This window comes from Marivirga tractuosa DSM 4126 (genome assembly GCF_000183425.1).
GTDB classification, from domain to species: domain Bacteria; phylum Bacteroidota; class Bacteroidia; order Cytophagales; family Cyclobacteriaceae; genus Marivirga; species Marivirga tractuosa.
In genome coordinates, this window is the sequence record NC_014759.1 from 1,398,172 (window position 1) to 1,415,290 (window position 17,119).

Sequence of the window (17,119 nt, forward strand, 5' to 3'; positions counted from 1 at the left end):
CTAGTTTCGTTCTTAAGTCTACAAACTTTTAACCAACTTTCATAAATGAAAAAACACCTAGTCCTCACCATTTCTGTTTTATTCATTGTTTCAATTCCTTCTTATTCCCAGAATCAATCTAAAACTGATTTAAAAAAAGAAGCAAAAACTATAGAGGACCTCACAATCCAATCACTGAAACTAAGGCAACAAGTAAATCCTGAAATGAAAAATCAAGAATTGATCAATGAAATAAAAATCCTTGATTCAACCTTGCTAAATAAAGTGACTCTATTTTTGAATGAATATGGCTGGAAAAGCAAAAAAGAAATAGGGGAACTTGCTAATATGGGCTTGTTCTTAGCTATTCAGCACTCCTCAACAGAAGAAATGGAAAGTTTTAAAGAAATAATAGAACAAGCCTACCACAATAATAAAATTGAAAAAAGTAAATACGCACTTTATAGGGATAGACTTAGAGTCAGAAATGATTTGCCACAAATTTATGGGACGCAATATTACTTTGATGAAGAATCTTCTTCTTTCCGATTTAATAAAATTGAAGATTTTGAAAATATAAATAAAAGACGAAGAAAAATGGGATTACCTAAAATTGAAAAGTATGCAAAGCAAAATAATATTGCTTTGCATCAGTAAATTCAAGTAAAAACAGAAAATCAAGCACTTAGCTTCCTTATCTATTCTTAAATCTTAAAATTTATTTCAAGATTGTCTGTGTCCTATCTGGCCCAACAGAAACCAAATTAATTGGTACTCCTAATTTCTCTTCTATGTAGAATATATAGTCTTTCAATGGCTGTGGCATTGCATCAAAAGAATTAATATCATCCAAGCTGCAATTCCAACCTTCCAATTCTTCGTAGATAGGTTTCACTTCTGAATCCACTATATCGTAGGGGAATTCATCCGTTGTGGTACCATCTTCCAATTCATATTGAGTACACACTTTTATTTTTTTAAAACCAGATAACACATCTGCTTTCATCATAAATAATTCTGTGACCCCATTGATCATCACCACATATTTCAAGGCTGGGATATCTAACCATCCGCATCTTCGTGGGCGACCAGTAGTGGCGCCAAATTCATTTCCTACTTTTTGCAATTCTGTTCCGTCCTCGTCAAATAGCTCGGTCGGAAAAGGGCCACCCCCTACTCTAGTGCAATAGGCCTTGAATATACCATAGACTTTACTAATACTATTAGGTGCTACACCTAAACCTGTGCAAACTCCGGCAGTCATCGTATTGGAACTTGTCACAAAAGGATAACTTCCAAAATCGACATCTAATAAAGAACCTTGAGCACCTTCAGCCAAAACAGATTTTCCTTCTTTCAATTCATTATTGATAAGGTACTCTGTAGAACTAACATTGAATGTTTTCAAATATTCCAAGGCTTCAAAAAATGTTTTTTCAGCTTCTTCTAGTTCATCATAATTATACTGATAAAAATCAAGTGTCATTTTATGAATGTCCACTAATTTCTTATACTTCTCAGGGAAATTTGGATAGAAAATATCTCCTACTCTTAATCCTAGTCTGGCTACTTTATCTTGGTAAGTCGGGCCTATCCCTTTCAATGTTGAGCCAATTTTTTCATTTCCTTTAGATTTTTCATAGGCCGCATCCAAAAGTCGGTGGGTCGGCAAAATCAATTGGGCTTTATTGGAAATCCAAAGATTATCCTTGAAATTGATGTTAAATGGGTCTAATTTTTTGATTTCATTTCTGAAAATAACAGGGTCTAGAACCACTCCATTTCCAATTACATTTTTTATAGAGCTTCTAAATATTCCACTAGGGATTTGATGCAACACATGTTTAATACCATCAAATTCTAAAGTATGACCAGCATTTGGACCACCTTGAAATCTAGCCACTGTATTGTATTTGGGCGCTAAAACATCTACTACTTTACCTTTTCCTTCATCCCCCCATTGCAAACCCAACAAAACATCCATTTTCATTTTTTATGATTTTAAATTATGACAGCCCTTAAGGATAAAGACTGAATCTGATAAATTTATGAATTAATTATTTCTAGTACTTCTACCACTTATTTCAAGCTCGCAATTGCCTCTTCTTTAGTGTCGTAGATGGTGAAAATATTATTAAGCTTGGTGATCACCAATAATTTTTTCACTTGTTCAGATGGGTTTATTAACACAACCTCTCCGTCCTTATTTCTCAATTTAGTTAAAATGGTAATTAAAACTCCAATCCCGCTACTGTTCATGTATCGAACACCAGATATGTCAATAATACATTTTGTGATACCTTTATTAATATGGTCATTCAATAATTCAACCAATCCTGGTCCGTTATTTTCTCCTATAAGGTCTCCTGAAATTTCTAAGTTTAGAATATTATCAACGACTTCTTTCTTGTAATCCATTTTATCTTTTAATTAAAAAATTATTCCTGCTCTTCGGCTTTTTGCTTTGCTTGGCAATCCCCGCAAATCCCGTATAAATTTAAGGAATGATGCATGATTTTGAAATTCAGTAAATCTCCTATCATGGTTTTAATGTTTTGGATTCTCGGATCACAAAACTCTACTACCTTATGACACTCCGCACAGATAACATGATCATGTTGCTTATAACCATAAGACTTTTCGTATTGAGCTAAGTTTCTACCGAATTGGTGCTTGCTTACCAAATCACATTCTACCAATAAATCCAAAGTATTATAAACAGTAGCACGGCTTACTCTATAATTTTTATTCTTCATACTGATGTAGAGTGATTCCACATCAAAATGACCAGTTCGAGTATAAATCTCTTCAAGGATTGCATAACGCTCGGGCGTTTTTCTCAATCCTTTATTTTCTAAATAAGCCGTGAAAATTTGTTTTACTTCCTTATAAACCTTCTCGTTCAATGCCATAATTTATTCATCTCCCTTCTTCAGTCGCAAATATAGGAAATCTACAATTAATCGTAGCGGTTCACCTTCACTATCCCACGAACGGCTTTCAATTTTTCTATTAATTGCTCTAAATGCTTAGTATTCTGTACAAAAAGGTGAATTTTTCCTTCAAAAATTCCATCTTTGGTATCAACGGAAATCGATTGCATATTTACCTCCAATTCACTGGATATAATTTGTGTTACATCACTGATTAGTCCTACCCTATCGGTTCCAATAATTTGCAATCCAGCCAGAAAAGCAATTTCCTGCTGAGAAGTCCATCTAGCTTTAATCACTCTGTTACCATGGTTTGAAAGTAATTCAGGTGCATTAGGGCAAGAAGTTCTGTGAATTTTAATCCCTTCATTAACCGTAACAAAACCGAATACCTCGTCTCCAGGAATCGGATTACAACAAGCCGCTATAACATAATCCACTACATCCATATCCTCTCCTATCAAGAGCATATCTTCTCCTTTGGCTTTTTTCAATTCCTGCTCAAAAGATTTAGCATCTGCAGATGACCTAATTCGCTTAGTATTTTTCTGCGGACCTTCCAGCACTTCATCCTGAAATTTCTTGATATTTTTAGGGTCGTGTTTACCAGTTGCGATCCCGTAGTATAAATCAAGTGGAGTTTTTTCTTCAAAATACGCTCTGATTTTATTGATTACCTCATCAGAAGGCGTAATCTTCATTTGCTTTAGTTTCCTGTAGACAATTTCTTTGCCTTCTACCGCTGCATATTTTTTATCCTCTTTTAATACATCCTTTATTTTGGATTTAGCTTTTGAGCTGACCACAAATCGTAACCAATCTTCACTTGGCTTTTGCTTATTGGAAGTCAGAATTTCCACCTGATCTCCATTTTTGAGCTCATAATTTAGCGGCACTAGTTTATTATTTACTTTTGCACCAAGGCATTTCGCCCCAACTTCTGTATGGATATCAAAAGCGAAGTCCAAAGCCGTGGCACCATTCGGCAAAGTTTTTAATTCTCCTTTAGGAGTAAAAACAAATACCTCATCAGAAAATAAATTAGACCTGAAATCATCTAGAAATTCTATCGCATTTGTATCATTGGACTCTAACATTTCTCTAACCCTTGCAATCCATTGCTCAAGTCTAGTTTCCTCTGGCTTGGTATAATAATCTTTATATTTCCAATGTGCAGCGTAGCCTTTTTCCGCTATTTCATCCATTCTGCTTGTCCTGATTTGCACTTCTACCCAACTTCCATTATCACTCATAACCGTGGTGTGCAAGGACTCATAACCATTGGCTTTAGGAGTTGATATCCAATCACGGAGTCTATCAGGGTTAGGCTTGTAGAAATCAGTAACTATGGAATACACTTCCCAACATGCTGCTTTTTCATGTTCGTCTGGAGCTTCGATGATAATTCTAATAGCAAATAAATCATACACCTGTTCAAAAGGTATATTCTGTTTTTTCATTTTACTCCATATCGAATAAATTGATTTTGGTCTTCCTTTTATATAGTAATTCCATTTTAATTTATCCAATTCACCTTCAATTGGAGAGATGAAATTGTTGATAAAGCGCTTTCTGGCTGCTTTTGTATTATTGATCTTATTGGCAATATCTCTGTAAACTTCTGATTCAGTATACTTTAAGTGTAGGTCTTCTAACTCAGACTTGATTGCATAGAGCCCTAAGCGATGGGCTAATGGTGCATAGAGGAAAATGGTTTCAGAAGCTATCTTGAGCTGCTTATTTCTCGGCATGCTTTCCAAGGTCCTCATATTGTGCAGTCGGTCAGCCAACTTAATTAAAATCACCCTTACGTCTTTTGAAAGGGTCAGCAGCATTTTTCTAAAATTCTCTGCTTGCTGAGAAGTACCATATTCAAATACTCCAGAAATTTTAGTCAAGCCATCTATGATAGGCGCTACTTTAGGACCAAACTCTCTTTCAATATCTTCTAATTCCCAGTCCGTATCCTCTACCACATCATGCAATAAGGCTGAAATAATGGAAGTTGTACCCAAGCCTATTTCTTCTACACAAATAGTGGCAACTGCTATTGGGTGAAGAATATAAGGCTCTCCAGATTTTCGCCTCATTTCCTTATGGGCTTCCATAGAGGTAGTAAAGGCTTTCTTTATCAGCTTGGCATCGCCATCTTTCAAAAATGGCTTGGATTTCCTTAGCAATTTCCGATACTCTCTAAGGATGACTTTACGTTCTTCTTCTAAATCTATATTTTGCATAAATGCTTTAAAAACTAAAATTCAAAATAACCAATAAAAAAACATTTCTGCGACTTGCAGCAAAAATATTTTTCCGTACCTTTGCCCTTCAAATTAATGAATGCGGATGTGGCGAAATTGGTAGACGCACTAGACTTAGGATCTAGCGCCTCACGGCATGGGGGTTCGAGTCCCTTCATCCGCACACTACTCAAACCCTTAGTTCCAGTAAAGTAATACGGGAGTGAAGGGTTTTTTTGTATATTGATAACACTATAAAATTTAATTGTTTTGGACATTACACTCAACAAAAAGGACAACACTAATGCTTCTATTAAAATTATATTAAATGAAGCTGATTATCAACCTAATGTTGAACAAAAAATCAAAGAGTACAGGAAAAATGCTAATATTAAAGGTTTTCGTCCTGGAAAAGTGCCTGCTTCCTACATAAAGAAATTATATGGGAAGAGCGTTTTGGTTGAAGAAATCAACAGCTTGTTGTCAAAATCATTAACTGATTACATAAAAGAAAATGATTTGAGGATTTTGGGTGAGCCAATTCCTAATCAGGAAGATGCTGCTAAAATTGATTGGGATAACCAAAAAGATTTTGAATTCGAATACACTCTTGGATTGGTTGATGAATTTAAAATTCCACTGGATGACAAATTCAAAGTGGAGAAACACAGCATTGAAGTTACCGACAAGGTAATGAAAGAAACCATGGACAACTTAACCAAACAACATGGTGACACTGAATCCGTAGAGGAAAGTAAATCTGAAGATACTTTAGAAGGTAAATTAAGCACTGCTGATGGAGAAGTTCAGGAGAAAGTTGTTCTTCCAATAGAAGATGCTGAGAAAAAGGCGCAAAAACAATTCGTAGGAGTTAAGAAAGGTGATGAAGTAAAATTTGATATCGAAAAAACCTTCAAATCTGCGGAAGCGAAATCAAGATTGTTAGGACAGAATGAAACGGATGCTGAAGCAGCTTCTGGCGAATATATTTTGAGTGTATCTGATATCAAAAGAACTAAGCCAGCTGAAATTAATCAGGAATTGTTCGATAAAGTATTCGGAAAAGATGCAGTAAAAACTAGAGAGGAATTTGAAAAAAAGGTTAAAGAAACTATCGCAGAAAACTACGATAGAGAAACTGAAAATCTTTTAAACAGAGACTTAGTAGATAGTTTGGTAGACAAAACCAAATTTGATTTACCAGATGAGTTTTTGAAGAACTGGTTATTGTTAAGCAATGAAGGTAAAGTTACCCAAGAGCAAATTGATAAGGAGTACGATCTATATACAAAAGATTTACGTTGGAACTTGATCAAAAACAAAATTGCTGACGCAAATCAGGACGATATCAAAGTTGAGCATACTGACGTGATGGATTACACCAAAAAAATGATTGCTGAGCAATTTGGTGCATACGGAATGGCAGATCAATTAGGCGAAAATATGGATAGTTTCGCTCAAAATTATCTTCAAGGCGAAAACGGAGAAAACTACCGCAAAGTCTATGAAGAGATGCTTAACAAAAGAGTTTTGGACTTTATTAAGGACAAAATTACAATCAAAGAAAAGAAAGTTGATTTAGACGGCTTTAAAAAGGCTGTAGATAAGAACTAAAAGCTATTTTTACCGTTAATTGAAAAGTCCTTTTAAAGAAGGACTTTTTTTTTAAATTTGTACTTATAACAAAATACTTAAATGATTAATAAAGAGGAATTTAGGAAATTTGCCGTTAAAGGCGAAGGTTTATCAGGTAGTATGGTGGATTCATATGTGCAGCAGGTAGAAAATATGACCAGAGCTGTAATTGAAGAACGCCCCACCAATTTCAGGGAAATCGATGTTTTTTCCCGTTTAATCATGGATAGAATTATCTTCTTGGGAATGCAAGTGGATGATAATATTGCCAATGTGATTACCGCTCAATTATTATTCTTGCAATCAGTAGATGCTAAAAAAGACATTAGTCTTTACATTAATAGCCCAGGAGGTTCAGTTTATGCCGGTTTAGGCATCTATGATACTATGCATTACATCTCTCCTGATGTAGGAACAATCTGTACAGGATTGGCTGCAAGTATGGGAGCTGTATTATTGGCAGGTGGAGCGGAAAAGAAAAGATCCGCATTACCTCATGCAAGAATCATGATTCACCAACCTATGAGTGGAATGCAAGGACAAGCGTCTGACATGGAAATTTCCTTGAAGCAAACATTATCCGTTAAGGAAGATTTATATAATATCCTCTCCAAGCATAGCGGAAAAACTTATAAGCAAGTAGAAAAAGATTCTGACAGGGACTTCTGGATGAGAGCATCAGAAGCCAAGGAATATGGATTGATTGACGAAGTATTAGTGAGAAAATAGTATGGCAGAAGACAAAACACAAGTAACCTGTTCCTTTTGTGGACGCAACAAAAAAGATGTTGATTTGATGATCTCGGGTATACATGCGCACATTTGCGATAAATGTATAGCTCAAGCTCAGCAAATTCTGCAAGAGGAGGTTAAAACAAAATCTTCATCTAAAGACCCGAAATTCAACTTGATTCGTCCAATTGAAATGAAAACTCATTTGGATCAATATGTTGTCGGACAGGATGAAGCCAAAAAGGTCATGTCAGTTGCCGTATACAATCATTACAAAAGATTGATGCAAAAGTCTACTAAAGATGATGTTACGATTGAGAAATCAAATATTATCATGGTAGGAGAAACGGGTACTGGTAAAACTTACCTAGCTAAAACTTTAGCTAGGATTTTACAGGTTCCATTTTGTATTGCTGATGCTACTGTTTTAACTGAAGCAGGTTATGTAGGTGAAGATGTCGAAAGTATTCTGACCAGATTATTACAATCCGCTGATTATAATGTGGAAGCTGCCCAAAGGGGTATAGTTTACATAGACGAGATAGATAAAATTGCTCGTAAATCGGACAATCCATCCATTACAAGAGATGTGAGTGGTGAAGGCGTTCAGCAAGCCATGTTGAAATTATTGGAAGGTACTTCGGTGAATGTTCCGCCTCAAGGAGGAAGAAAGCATCCTGATCAGAAAATGATCAATGTGGATACTGAAAATATCCTTTTCATTTGCGGAGGAGCTTTTGATGGGATCAGCAGAAGCATTGCTTCCCGATTAAACACTACTCCTTTAGGGTTTGCTAAGGCAGATACCAAAGAAGAAGAAATTGATAAGGAAAACCTTCTGCAATACATCACAGCTCAGGATTTGAAAAATTTTGGCTTGATTCCTGAATTAATTGGAAGATTACCAGTCTTAACTCATTTGGATCCACTAAGTAAAGACACTTTAAAATTAATCCTAACTGAGCCTAAAAATGCTTTGGTCAAACAATACAACAAATTGTTTGATATGGAAGGCATTAACTTAGTAATTGAAGATTCTGCTTTAGACTATATTGTTCAAAAAGCAGTGGAATTCAAATTAGGGGCAAGAGGCTTAAGATCTATTTGTGAAGTAATCATGACAGATGCCATGTTCGAATTTGATGGGGAGTCATCTGGAACTGAATTGATCATTGATGAAAAATATGCTGCTTCTAAATTCGAGAAATCGAAATATAAAAACCTGAGAGTAGCTTGATAGAATCTAGATACTAGAACCTAGACATTAGATTCTAGACCAAAAAAAGGAAATTTGTCAAATGATAAATTTCCTTTTTTTTTACGACTATTTTTAAAATTCTAGAGGTATGTGATAGACCGAAACCAAGCTTAAATAAGAGAATAATAGCTCCGTCTAGATTCTAGATTCTAGAATCCAACATCTCATATCACGCTTTAACCTTATCTTTTGGCAATCTTTTTTTATCCAATCCTTTCTCTAAATATTCCACAATTTTTTGAGCAATATCTTTTCCAGTAGCTTTTTCAATGCCTTCCAAACCTGGTGAAGAATTCACTTCCAAAATTAATGGCCCTCGGGAAGATTGTAACATGTCAACACCAGCTATAGCCAAGCCCATTGCTTTAGCAGCTTTTAAGGCAGCCGCTTTTTCCGCACGGCTTAATTTGATAACATTTGCAGAACCACCTCTATGTAAATTCGAACGAAATTCTCCTTCTTTACCTTGACGTTTCATGGCGCCTACTACCTCACCATCTACCACAAAAACCCTTATATCAGCACCACCAGCCTCTTTTATAAATTCCTGCATAATAATTCTGGCTTTCAAACCTTCAAAAGCCTCAATAACGGAAACGGCTGCTTTTCTAGTCTCCGCTAAGACAACTCCTAACCCTTGAGTTCCTTCCAACAATTTCAAGACTACAGGCGCTTTACCCAAATGTTCTAAAATATATTCCCCTGCATTCTCAGATCGATTGGTAAAAGCAGTACGGGGCATAGCCAGACCAGAACGTGATAAAATCTGAAGACTTCTTAATTTATCTCTTGATCTGGTAATCGCTAAGGAATCAACAGCACTAAAAGTTTTCATCATTTCAAACTGACGTACCACAGCAGTCCCATAAAAAGTAACCGAAGCCCCAATTCTGGGAATAATAGCATCAATTTGCTCTAATTTTTCACCATGATAATAAATAGATGGTCCAGCCTCGTCCATAATAATATCACAATGCATGTGGTCAAGTCGAAGTGCCTGATGGCCTTTCTGCTCTATGGCTTCAATTAATCTCCTGGTGGAATATAAATTCGGGTTTCTTGACAGAACTGCAATTTTCATCTCGGATGTTTATTTTTATAAAGCCAAAGTAAACTAAAAAAGATGGTATCCCTAAACCAATGCTTCTTGATTTACTATTTCTTTAAAAATATTTTCTGAAAGCTGAACCCAATATAAATTCGGATTATCCTTTTTCAATTCTTCCAGTTGTTGAAATTGGCTTTTCGCTATCCTATAACCTTCCTCTTTATGTAAAACATCTAAGCCTTGAATAGGGAGACTATTATCAAAACCAGCTATAAAATAAATATCCTCCGCAGAACTATTTGAATAGCTCTTGTCGTGTTTCTTCAATATTTTAGCAATTGACAAATTATATCTTGAATCTTTTAAATTTGATAAAACAGCTAGAGCGGTTGGAAAACTACCAGCTCCTTTCCCTTTTACAAACTGCTCCCCTGTATATTCTGCATCTACCAGTATTCCATTATATTCATTTTCAATATTATAGAAATCATGGCTCTCATTTACCAGTTGTGGTTCTACTTTAGCAGTGATTTCACCCGCTACTTCTTGCGCCTCTCCAATCAATTTTATTTTTAAATGATGTTTCTGAGCAAAGTCTTTTATGTATTCATCTAAATAATTTATTCCCTGCAATGGGATTTCGTTTGGATGTACAAATACTCCAAAAGCATGATAAATCATAATGGATAATTTAAAGCGAGTGTCTTCTCCGCTTACATCAGAATACGGGTCCAATTCCGCAAAACCCAACGCTTGAGCCTCTTTCAATGCATCTTCATAGCCCTGATTTTCACTTACCATTTTAGATAGAATGAAATTACAAGTCCCATTTGCAATGGCTTTAATCGACTTTACATGATCCGAATTGAAGTGCTGATCGAGTAATCTTAAAATAGGGACACTTCCGCAAACGGCTCCTTCATAAAAGAACTTAACCTGATGCTTTTCACGCAATTCCAGAATTTCCTTATGATAAAGTGCTACCATCTTTTTATTAGCACTCACTACAGATTTCCCTTTTTCAAAAGCCTTTTTTACAATGTTAAAAGCTTCTTCAGGATCATTGATTAATTCTATAATGATATCTAAATCAGTATTATTTAGAATTTCATCTGCCTGATTGGTAAGGATTCCATTGGGTAATTCTAATTCTCTATTTTTATTAATATTTTTAACGGATATTTTTTCAATTGAAATCCCGTATTTTTCATTTTGCTGTAATGCCTTATAAACTCCTGAGCCTACAACTCCCAGTCCGAATAAGCCTGCTTTAAATTTCTTCATATAAAGTGTTGATTAAATGTTTTTCGATGAACTGTGATATCAAATTCCCTTCAATTAAAAATGCATCATGTCCTTTACTAGACTTAATGATTTCCAGTTTTGCAGAAGGAATATTGTCACTCATAAATTTTTGTTCCTCCACCGGAAAAAGATTGTCAGAATCGATTCCTATACATAAAGTTTTGGTTTTAATTGATCCTAAAACTTCTTTCAAATCATCTCCTTTGTTTTCTGCTATATTATGTGCATCCATCATTTTGGAAAGCACTTTATAACTATTAATACTAAACCTCCCATTGAATTTTTTACCCTGATATTTTAAATAAGAGGCAACTTTCCAGTCCCCTTGCTCTATTTTTCCATTTTGATTTGCCTCAAAATCATGATAACCCCTATAACTTAACATGGCTATACTACGTGCTAAAGAAAGTGCTTTTTGCTTTTCCTCCTCCTTTCCATTTTCTCCTAACTCAATAGCTTGCCTTTGCAATTCATTAAAGGCAATTCCCCAAGGAGAATGATTGGCATTGGAAGCTACTAAAATCTGTTTTTGAATCACTTCCGGCTCTAAAACAGACCATTCTAAAGCTTGCTGGCCACCTAAAGAACCACCAATCAAATAATCAATTTTGTAAATTCGGAGTGCTTCTCTTAAATCAATAAAAGCTTTCACCACATCCCTATTTTGTAAATTAGGAAATGAATCTCCATAGACTGTATTGGTTTCTGGGTTTAGTGAATCAGGCCCAGTGCTTCCATAACAGGAACCAAGCATATTAGCACAAATAACAGTATGCTTTTCTAAATCTATGAACCCACCATTTTCAAGGAAAAGGGAAGCCCACCAGTCCTTCACGGTGGCACTTCCTGTAAAAGCGTGGCAAACCCAAATCACTTCCCTATCATCAGAAATTTCACCTAAAACTTCATAATAAAGAGAAGCTCCTTTCAAAGTCTGCCCACTTTCTAATTGAAAATTCTTTGATAAATTATGCTGTGGCATAAGATTCCTCATGGATTTTTTGAAAAGACTGAGTAAAATCTGCAATGATATCATCAATGTGCTCAATGCCAACCGATACTCTCAATAAATTAGGAGAGATACCTGCTGACAATTGCTCTTCATCCGATAATTGCTGATGAGTGGTTGCAGAAGGCTGAATAATCAAAGTCTTAGCATCCCCAACATTTGCTAAATGGCTTACCAATTTCAAATTATCCACAAAGGCTTTGGTTTCTTCTTTATCTCCTTTAAGCGTAAAAGACAAAACTCCGCCATACCCATTATGCAAATATTTTTTAGCCAACTGATAATACTTACTACTTTCCAATCCTGGGTAGTTCACTTTTTCAACTAATGGATGTTTCTCTAACCAATAGGCTAATTTCAAAGCATTATCGACTGTTCTTTGTACCCTCAATGATAGTGTCTCCAAACCTTGGAGCAACAAGAAGCTATTAAATGGACTTAAAGCTGGGCCAAAATCTCTCAAGCCTTCAACTCTAGCTCTGATAGCATAAGCTATATTAGGTAGTCCCAATGGATTGCCCTCACCAAAAGTTTCCCAAAAATTCAACCCATGATAACCTTCTGAAGGCTCAGAAAACTGGGGGAATTTACCATTGCCCCAATTGTAATTACCAGCATCAGTAATTACTCCACCAACGGATGTTCCATGCCCACCAATCCACTTTGTAGCTGATTCTACTACAATATTAGCTCCATGCTCAATAGGTCTGAATAAATAACCACCAGCTCCAAAAGTATTGTCTACAATTAATGGAAGATCATATTTTTTGGCTAAAGCTGAAATAGCTTCAAAATCCGGAATGTTGAAGGTTGGGTTTCCAATGGTTTCTAAATAAATGGCTTTGGTATTTTCGTCTATCAAAGCTTCATAAGATTCTACTTCTTCATCTGGAGCAAACTTGACCTCAATGCCTAATCGCTTAAATGAAACCTTGAATTGATTGTACGTTCCGCCATATAAATACTTCGTTGAGATGAAATTATCTCCTGCTTCCAAAATATTATTGAGGGCAATAAACTGAGCAGCCTGACCTGAAGCAACGGAAACTGCCGCAACACCACCTTCTAATGCAGCAATTCTTTTTTCAAAAACATCATTGGTTGGGTTCATGATACGTGAATAGATATTGCCGAACTCCTTCAAGCCAAATAAGTTTGCTCCATGTTCTGAGTTATTAAAGGCATAACTGGTCGTTTGATAAATTGGAACTGCTCGTGAGTTGGTAGTTGGGTCAATTTCCTGGCCAGCGTGTAATTGTAAAGTTTCGAATTTTTGTGTAGTTGACATATTTTTAAAATTTAAGATGAATATATTTTTAGAATGAATATTTAAGTAATTGTGAGCCATTCAGGTTATCTGATTGAATCACTAAATTTTATTAAACAATTGATTTTTAGTGGATTAAAATTAATTCGAAAGGAATATTAAAACTGAAAAGGGTGTAATTTTCCCTTTAGATTATCGAAATAAATCCAAATAGAATTGAGTTGTTGATTAACAACAACAGCACATACACATTCGCATGTATGCAATGGAAATAATAGGATTAAGCTTAGAAGCTCTTTTTGTTGATTTTGAATTCTTAGCCGAGTTGGCTGACTTGACGAGCTCGCTAAAACCGAAGAAATGTATGTTGTTCATAATTATTAATTTATATTTCCCAAAATCGGGCAGGATTTGGCACCTTGATTCAGGTTGCCAGAGGGTCAACGAGCCTGTCTCTCACCTCTTCGTTATAAATTGATTACCGAAATAACACCTCAAATGTAGAAAAACCTTTTTGATTTTAACAAACCAAAAAGCAAATAAAAGTTATATATATTGAAATTATTTTTTAAACAGAATATTATATCAAATAAACGTACATCACCGCTTAATTATATGGCTTCTTTTTCCTTTTTCTTTTTATGCTGCAGTAAACCATTAACTATTAACCATTGCGCAACAATGTAGGTACTCATGATGGCAACACCAGAAAATGGAATGGTATGAGAGAATCTATTAATGGCTAATATAGAATCCGAAATTATAAATAAGGCGGCTCCTAACACTACCAACTGAAAACTCTCATCTGTAGTTTGTCCCTTCCTATACCAAGCAGCCAAGATCATTAGACACAAGACAATTCCATAAATAACCAAAGGAACTTGAATGACACTATCAACATAAGGCAAGGTTAAATAAGCCATAAGAAGAATATAAGCCAAAACGACAAAAGGAAATACTGACCATTTGATCTTCAACTTATCTTTATAAGTCGCTTTTTTATACGCTAAGATAAACACAACATGTGCAATCAAGAACGCACTTAATCCAGCAAAAAAGAACATAAAATGTTTAAAAGTGAAAAGCAACATTATATCGCCAATCCAGCTAAATGCCAATGCTAAAGTGACATAGCTCACCCATTTTTCATTTTTTAATTTATCTGATTTGTCCCAAAAGTAAATAAGAAGCGAAATCATCAACAGAGGCTTAGCAATTTGATGAAGAATATCAATTTCGAACGTCAAAGCTATAATTTCAACTATAGCCACGATCCAATAAAAATATAATTTGAGATTCATTTTATTCCGTTTATCGAAAAGTAGTTAATATTGGCCGATAAAAAAAGGGAATATTGCGAAAGTAACTGACTTGCAAATGCAAGGGATTAATAATTCTAATTACTTTTTCAGAAATTTCTTTAAAGACTTTTCAGAATCAACAGTAAGCAAAAGGTAATAATGACCTGCAGGTATATTTGATAAGTCTATTTTGTAGAGACCTGAATCTATTTTTTCATGAGTAACTTTCATCTTTGTACCGATGATGCTCATTACCTCTAATTTAATATTTGAAACCGACTTTATATCACTAATCTTTAAAAAGATGTGATCTTCAGCTGGATTAGGGTAAACATCTGCTTTATCCAGTATTTCAGCTACTTTAATGTCCTTAGCCACAATTTCTTTGTCTGCACTATTAGCCATTACTCCACTCATTTGAGTAAGCATAAAGAAAAAAATAGTCAATATGGATACAGCGTTTCTCATTCTTGGATTCTATACGTACAATGTTCGGTTAAAGTTTTTACTATTTTTACTACTTTTGCTACTTTTCTACGGTTCTAAAAGCCTTGCTTAGATTATTGATCATGGTAGATGGTGTCATATAATTCTCACCATACTCTTTAAGACTTATATCCCCAGCAACTCCATGCAAATATACTGCCAACTTTACCACTTTAAAAGGATTTTTTACTCTTGGCGAAATTCCAGCTATTATTCCACATAATAAATCTCCACTACCTCCTTTTGCCATCCCTGAATTTCCAGTAACATTGAAACTCACTTCTCCTTTTTCATTACAAACAGCAGTATGTTTCCCTTTTAAACCGACTACAACCTTATGATGCTTACAAAAGGACTTTAGTTGCACCAATGCCTCAAAATTATTAGAATAATTTCCAACTAACCTTTTAAACTCTCCATGATGAGGAGTTAAGATGGTTCCCTTAGGCAAAAGCTGTAATAATTCTCTGTTTTCAGCTAAAATGGTAATAGCATCTGCATCTAAAATTAGTTGCCCTCTATAATTCTTTAATACTTCTTCCAAAAGCATTTTTGTCTTATTGGCAAAACCAACAGCAGGGCCAAATACTAAAGAATCCTGCTTTTCATAATTTAAGAAGCTTCCTAAAACATATTCATTTTCGTCTTCCAATATCAAAGCCTCAGGAATTTGATTCTGAATGATATTGATACAATGCGGACAGGATTGAACTGATAATAAGCCAATTCCCGAATGCAGTGTACCCTTTGCTGCTAAAATTGCTGCCCCCATTTTAGCATGTCCTCCTGCTATTATAGCTGTCCTACCTCTGATCCCTTTATGGGCAATACTTTCCACTTTAAAAAGCTTTTTATCCTCCTCATTTAACTCGAAAATCGAATACTTGCTTATACAATTACTTATGAATTCAGATGAAAGTCCAATGTCTAGAATTTCAAATTCACCAATAAATTCTTGATTTTCAGCAATCATGAATGCAAGTTTTGGCACTTGAAAACTAAGTGTATAATCAGCTTTAAAAATTGTCTCTCCAGAACTAGGCTCATCAGCAAAAACTCCAGAAGGTATATCCACTGCTAATTTAATTCCGTATGCAGAATTTACTTTATCTACAAATGTGGCAATTTCGCCAGTAATTGGACGAGAAAGTCCTGAACCGAAGATTGCATCAATGAAAATGGTTTTATCTGCAGATTTTGAGAGATCAAAATCTCCTAATATTTCAACCTCCTGAATTGATTTCAATTTAGTTAAGTTTTGTTCGAAATCTTCTGACCCAGATTCACCCATGACTAAAACTACACTTACTTTATACCCATGATGTGAAAGTAGTCTAGCAATAGCCAATCCATCTCCACCATTATTCCCAGAACCAGCTAAAATGATTATCTCATGTTCATTAATAAACTTTTCACAAATCCAATTCACCACTTCTCTACTAGCTCTTTCCATTAAATCAATGCTGGCTATAGGCTCATTTTTGATAGTATATTGGTCTGCTTCCCGAATTTGTTTGACATTAAGAATCTTCATGAAAGTAAGATAAGGAAATTGGTTTTAATTACCAGAATTTAGGTATAGGTATTACTTTTCGCCAACTTACTGCATTTGTGGCTACAATACTTAACATTCTGCCAATCCTTTTTCCATTTTCTCCTCCAGCTAAATGGTCTTTTGCAAACGGGGCAAAGCTTAGAAGGCAGCTCACTTTTTTTAAGCATTTTTGACATAACAAAACCTAGCTCTACAATATTATTAAAACAATGAATCTAAAGATTGTTTATTGAATTTTTTCAATTTAGTTTGATTAAGCTTTTTCAAGACTTAGCCTGTCCCCGTCACCAATTAATGAAGGAAGTATGTCTTAACAAAACGAAATTGATTATCAATCTGTAACTAATTCGGAAACAAGCACGAAATTACTTTGT

16 protein-coding genes, 1 tRNA gene and 1 riboswitch are annotated in these 17,119 nt (G+C 35.0%); of the genes, 5 read left to right on the plus strand and 12 right to left on the minus strand.

Features of this window, described 5'->3' with window-relative positions:
* Positions 1-45: 45 nt before the first annotated feature.
* Entirely contained in the window at positions 46-636 is a 591-nt protein-coding gene (locus FTRAC_RS05685) for a DUF6624 domain-containing protein (RefSeq protein WP_013453276.1), read from the plus strand.
* A 61-nt stretch (positions 637-697) separates the two neighbouring features.
* Here FTRAC_RS05685 and FTRAC_RS05690 read toward each other — a convergent pair whose 3' ends face one another.
* The 4 genes from FTRAC_RS05690 to FTRAC_RS05705 all read right to left on the minus strand — a co-directional run bounded on the left by FTRAC_RS05690 (position 698) and on the right by FTRAC_RS05705 (position 5,149).
* Entirely contained in the window at positions 698-1,969 is a 1,272-nt protein-coding gene (locus FTRAC_RS05690) for an adenylosuccinate synthase (protein ID WP_041649565.1), read from the minus strand.
* 89 nt (positions 1,970-2,058) lie between these two features.
* Entirely contained in the window at positions 2,059-2,397 is a 339-nt protein-coding gene (locus tag FTRAC_RS05695; protein ID WP_013453278.1) for an STAS domain-containing protein, read from the minus strand.
* Between the two features lie 20 nt (positions 2,398-2,417).
* Positions 2,418-2,891 (minus strand): Fur family transcriptional regulator, encoded by a 474-nt coding sequence (locus FTRAC_RS05700; RefSeq protein WP_013453279.1) that lies wholly within the window; start codon positions 2,889-2,891, stop codon positions 2,418-2,420.
* Positions 2,892-2,938: 47 nt separating this feature from the next.
* A complete protein-coding gene (locus FTRAC_RS05705) occupies positions 2,939-5,149 on the minus strand; it encodes a RelA/SpoT family protein (protein WP_013453280.1) in 2,211 nt (736 codons plus the stop codon).
* 102 nt (positions 5,150-5,251) lie between these two features.
* On the opposite strand from FTRAC_RS05705, the gene FTRAC_RS05710 reads away from it, so the two are divergent.
* From FTRAC_RS05710 to clpX, 4 genes are all read left to right on the plus strand, one after another.
* Positions 5,252-5,333 (plus strand) — tRNA-Leu (locus tag FTRAC_RS05710).
* A gap of 86 nt (positions 5,334-5,419) precedes the next feature.
* Positions 5,420-6,763: a trigger factor gene (tig, locus tag FTRAC_RS05715; protein ID WP_013453281.1), complete on the plus strand. Its 1,344-nt coding sequence runs from the start codon at positions 5,420-5,422 to the stop codon at positions 6,761-6,763.
* Between the two features lie 81 nt (positions 6,764-6,844).
* Positions 6,845-7,513 carry a ClpP family protease gene (locus tag FTRAC_RS05720; RefSeq protein ID WP_013453282.1) on the plus strand — a complete coding sequence of 223 codons (669 nt, stop codon included), beginning with the start codon at positions 6,845-6,847 and terminating at the stop codon, positions 7,511-7,513.
* Position 7,514: 1 nt separating this feature from the next.
* Complete coding sequence (clpX, locus tag FTRAC_RS05725; protein ID WP_013453283.1) at positions 7,515-8,753, plus strand: ATP-dependent Clp protease ATP-binding subunit ClpX; 1,239 nt, start codon at positions 7,515-7,517, stop codon at positions 8,751-8,753.
* Positions 8,754-8,943: 190 nt separating this feature from the next.
* Here clpX and rimK read toward each other — a convergent pair whose 3' ends face one another.
* From rimK to FTRAC_RS19565, 8 genes are all read right to left on the minus strand, one after another.
* Positions 8,944-9,855: a 30S ribosomal protein S6--L-glutamate ligase gene (gene rimK / locus FTRAC_RS05730; RefSeq protein WP_013453284.1), complete on the minus strand. Its 912-nt coding sequence runs from the start codon at positions 9,853-9,855 to the stop codon at positions 8,944-8,946.
* A 51-nt stretch (positions 9,856-9,906) separates the two neighbouring features.
* Positions 9,907-11,106, minus strand: coding sequence for a homoserine dehydrogenase (locus FTRAC_RS05735; protein WP_013453285.1), 1,200 nt, complete (start codon positions 11,104-11,106; stop codon positions 9,907-9,909).
* Positions 11,093-12,121: a homoserine O-acetyltransferase family protein gene (locus tag FTRAC_RS05740; RefSeq protein WP_013453286.1), complete on the minus strand. Its 1,029-nt coding sequence runs from the start codon at positions 12,119-12,121 to the stop codon at positions 11,093-11,095. The genes FTRAC_RS05735 and FTRAC_RS05740 overlap by 14 nt, the downstream gene beginning before the upstream one ends.
* Complete coding sequence (locus FTRAC_RS05745; protein WP_013453287.1) at positions 12,096-13,424, minus strand: O-acetylhomoserine aminocarboxypropyltransferase/cysteine synthase family protein; 1,329 nt, start codon at positions 13,422-13,424, stop codon at positions 12,096-12,098. The genes FTRAC_RS05740 and FTRAC_RS05745 overlap by 26 nt, the downstream gene beginning before the upstream one ends.
* Positions 13,425-13,785: 361 nt before the next feature.
* Positions 13,786-13,879, minus strand: a riboswitch (SAM riboswitch).
* A 135-nt stretch (positions 13,880-14,014) separates the two neighbouring features.
* Positions 14,015-14,704 carry a lysoplasmalogenase gene (locus FTRAC_RS05750; RefSeq protein ID WP_013453288.1) on the minus strand — a complete coding sequence of 230 codons (690 nt, stop codon included), beginning with the start codon at positions 14,702-14,704 and terminating at the stop codon, positions 14,015-14,017.
* A 99-nt stretch (positions 14,705-14,803) separates the two neighbouring features.
* Positions 14,804-15,172 (minus strand): T9SS type A sorting domain-containing protein, encoded by a 369-nt coding sequence (locus FTRAC_RS05755; RefSeq protein ID WP_013453289.1) that lies wholly within the window; start codon positions 15,170-15,172, stop codon positions 14,804-14,806.
* A gap of 58 nt (positions 15,173-15,230) precedes the next feature.
* Positions 15,231-16,724 (minus strand): bifunctional ADP-dependent NAD(P)H-hydrate dehydratase/NAD(P)H-hydrate epimerase, encoded by a 1,494-nt coding sequence (locus FTRAC_RS05760; protein WP_013453290.1) that lies wholly within the window; start codon positions 16,722-16,724, stop codon positions 15,231-15,233.
* A 38-nt stretch (positions 16,725-16,762) separates the two neighbouring features.
* Positions 16,763-16,921 (minus strand): DUF2256 domain-containing protein, encoded by a 159-nt coding sequence (locus FTRAC_RS19565; RefSeq protein WP_221405919.1) that lies wholly within the window; start codon positions 16,919-16,921, stop codon positions 16,763-16,765.
* Between the last annotated feature and the right edge of the window lie 198 nt (positions 16,922-17,119).

Coding starts and splice junctions, on each gene's coding strand:
- FTRAC_RS05740 (WP_013453286.1), bottom strand. CDS start 12,121: ATGAGGAATCTTATGCCACAGCATAATTTATCAAAGAATTTTCAATTA.
- FTRAC_RS05685 (WP_013453276.1), top strand. CDS start 46: ATGAAAAAACACCTAGTCCTCACCATTTCTGTTTTATTCATTGTTTCA.
- FTRAC_RS05690 (WP_041649565.1), bottom strand. CDS start 1,969: ATGAAAATGGATGTTTTGTTGGGTTTGCAATGGGGGGATGAAGGAAAA.
- FTRAC_RS05735 (WP_013453285.1), bottom strand. CDS start 11,106: ATGAAGAAATTTAAAGCAGGCTTATTCGGACTGGGAGTTGTAGGCTCA.
- FTRAC_RS19565 (WP_221405919.1), bottom strand. CDS start 16,921: ATGTCAAAAATGCTTAAAAAAAGTGAGCTGCCTTCTAAGCTTTGCCCC.
- FTRAC_RS05745 (WP_013453287.1), bottom strand. CDS start 13,424: ATGTCAACTACACAAAAATTCGAAACTTTACAATTACACGCTGGCCAG.
- FTRAC_RS05695 (WP_013453278.1), bottom strand. CDS start 2,397: ATGGATTACAAGAAAGAAGTCGTTGATAATATTCTAAACTTAGAAATT.
- FTRAC_RS05700 (WP_013453279.1), bottom strand. CDS start 2,891: ATGGCATTGAACGAGAAGGTTTATAAGGAAGTAAAACAAATTTTCACG.
- FTRAC_RS05705 (WP_013453280.1), bottom strand. CDS start 5,149: ATGCAAAATATAGATTTAGAAGAAGAACGTAAAGTCATCCTTAGAGAG.
- clpX (WP_013453283.1), top strand. CDS start 7,515: ATGGCAGAAGACAAAACACAAGTAACCTGTTCCTTTTGTGGACGCAAC.
- FTRAC_RS05720 (WP_013453282.1), top strand. CDS start 6,845: ATGATTAATAAAGAGGAATTTAGGAAATTTGCCGTTAAAGGCGAAGGT.
- FTRAC_RS05750 (WP_013453288.1), bottom strand. CDS start 14,704: ATGAATCTCAAATTATATTTTTATTGGATCGTGGCTATAGTTGAAATT.
- rimK (WP_013453284.1), bottom strand. CDS start 9,855: ATGAAAATTGCAGTTCTGTCAAGAAACCCGAATTTATATTCCACCAGG.
- FTRAC_RS05755 (WP_013453289.1), bottom strand. CDS start 15,172: ATGAGAAACGCTGTATCCATATTGACTATTTTTTTCTTTATGCTTACT.
- FTRAC_RS05760 (WP_013453290.1), bottom strand. CDS start 16,724: ATGAAGATTCTTAATGTCAAACAAATTCGGGAAGCAGACCAATATACT.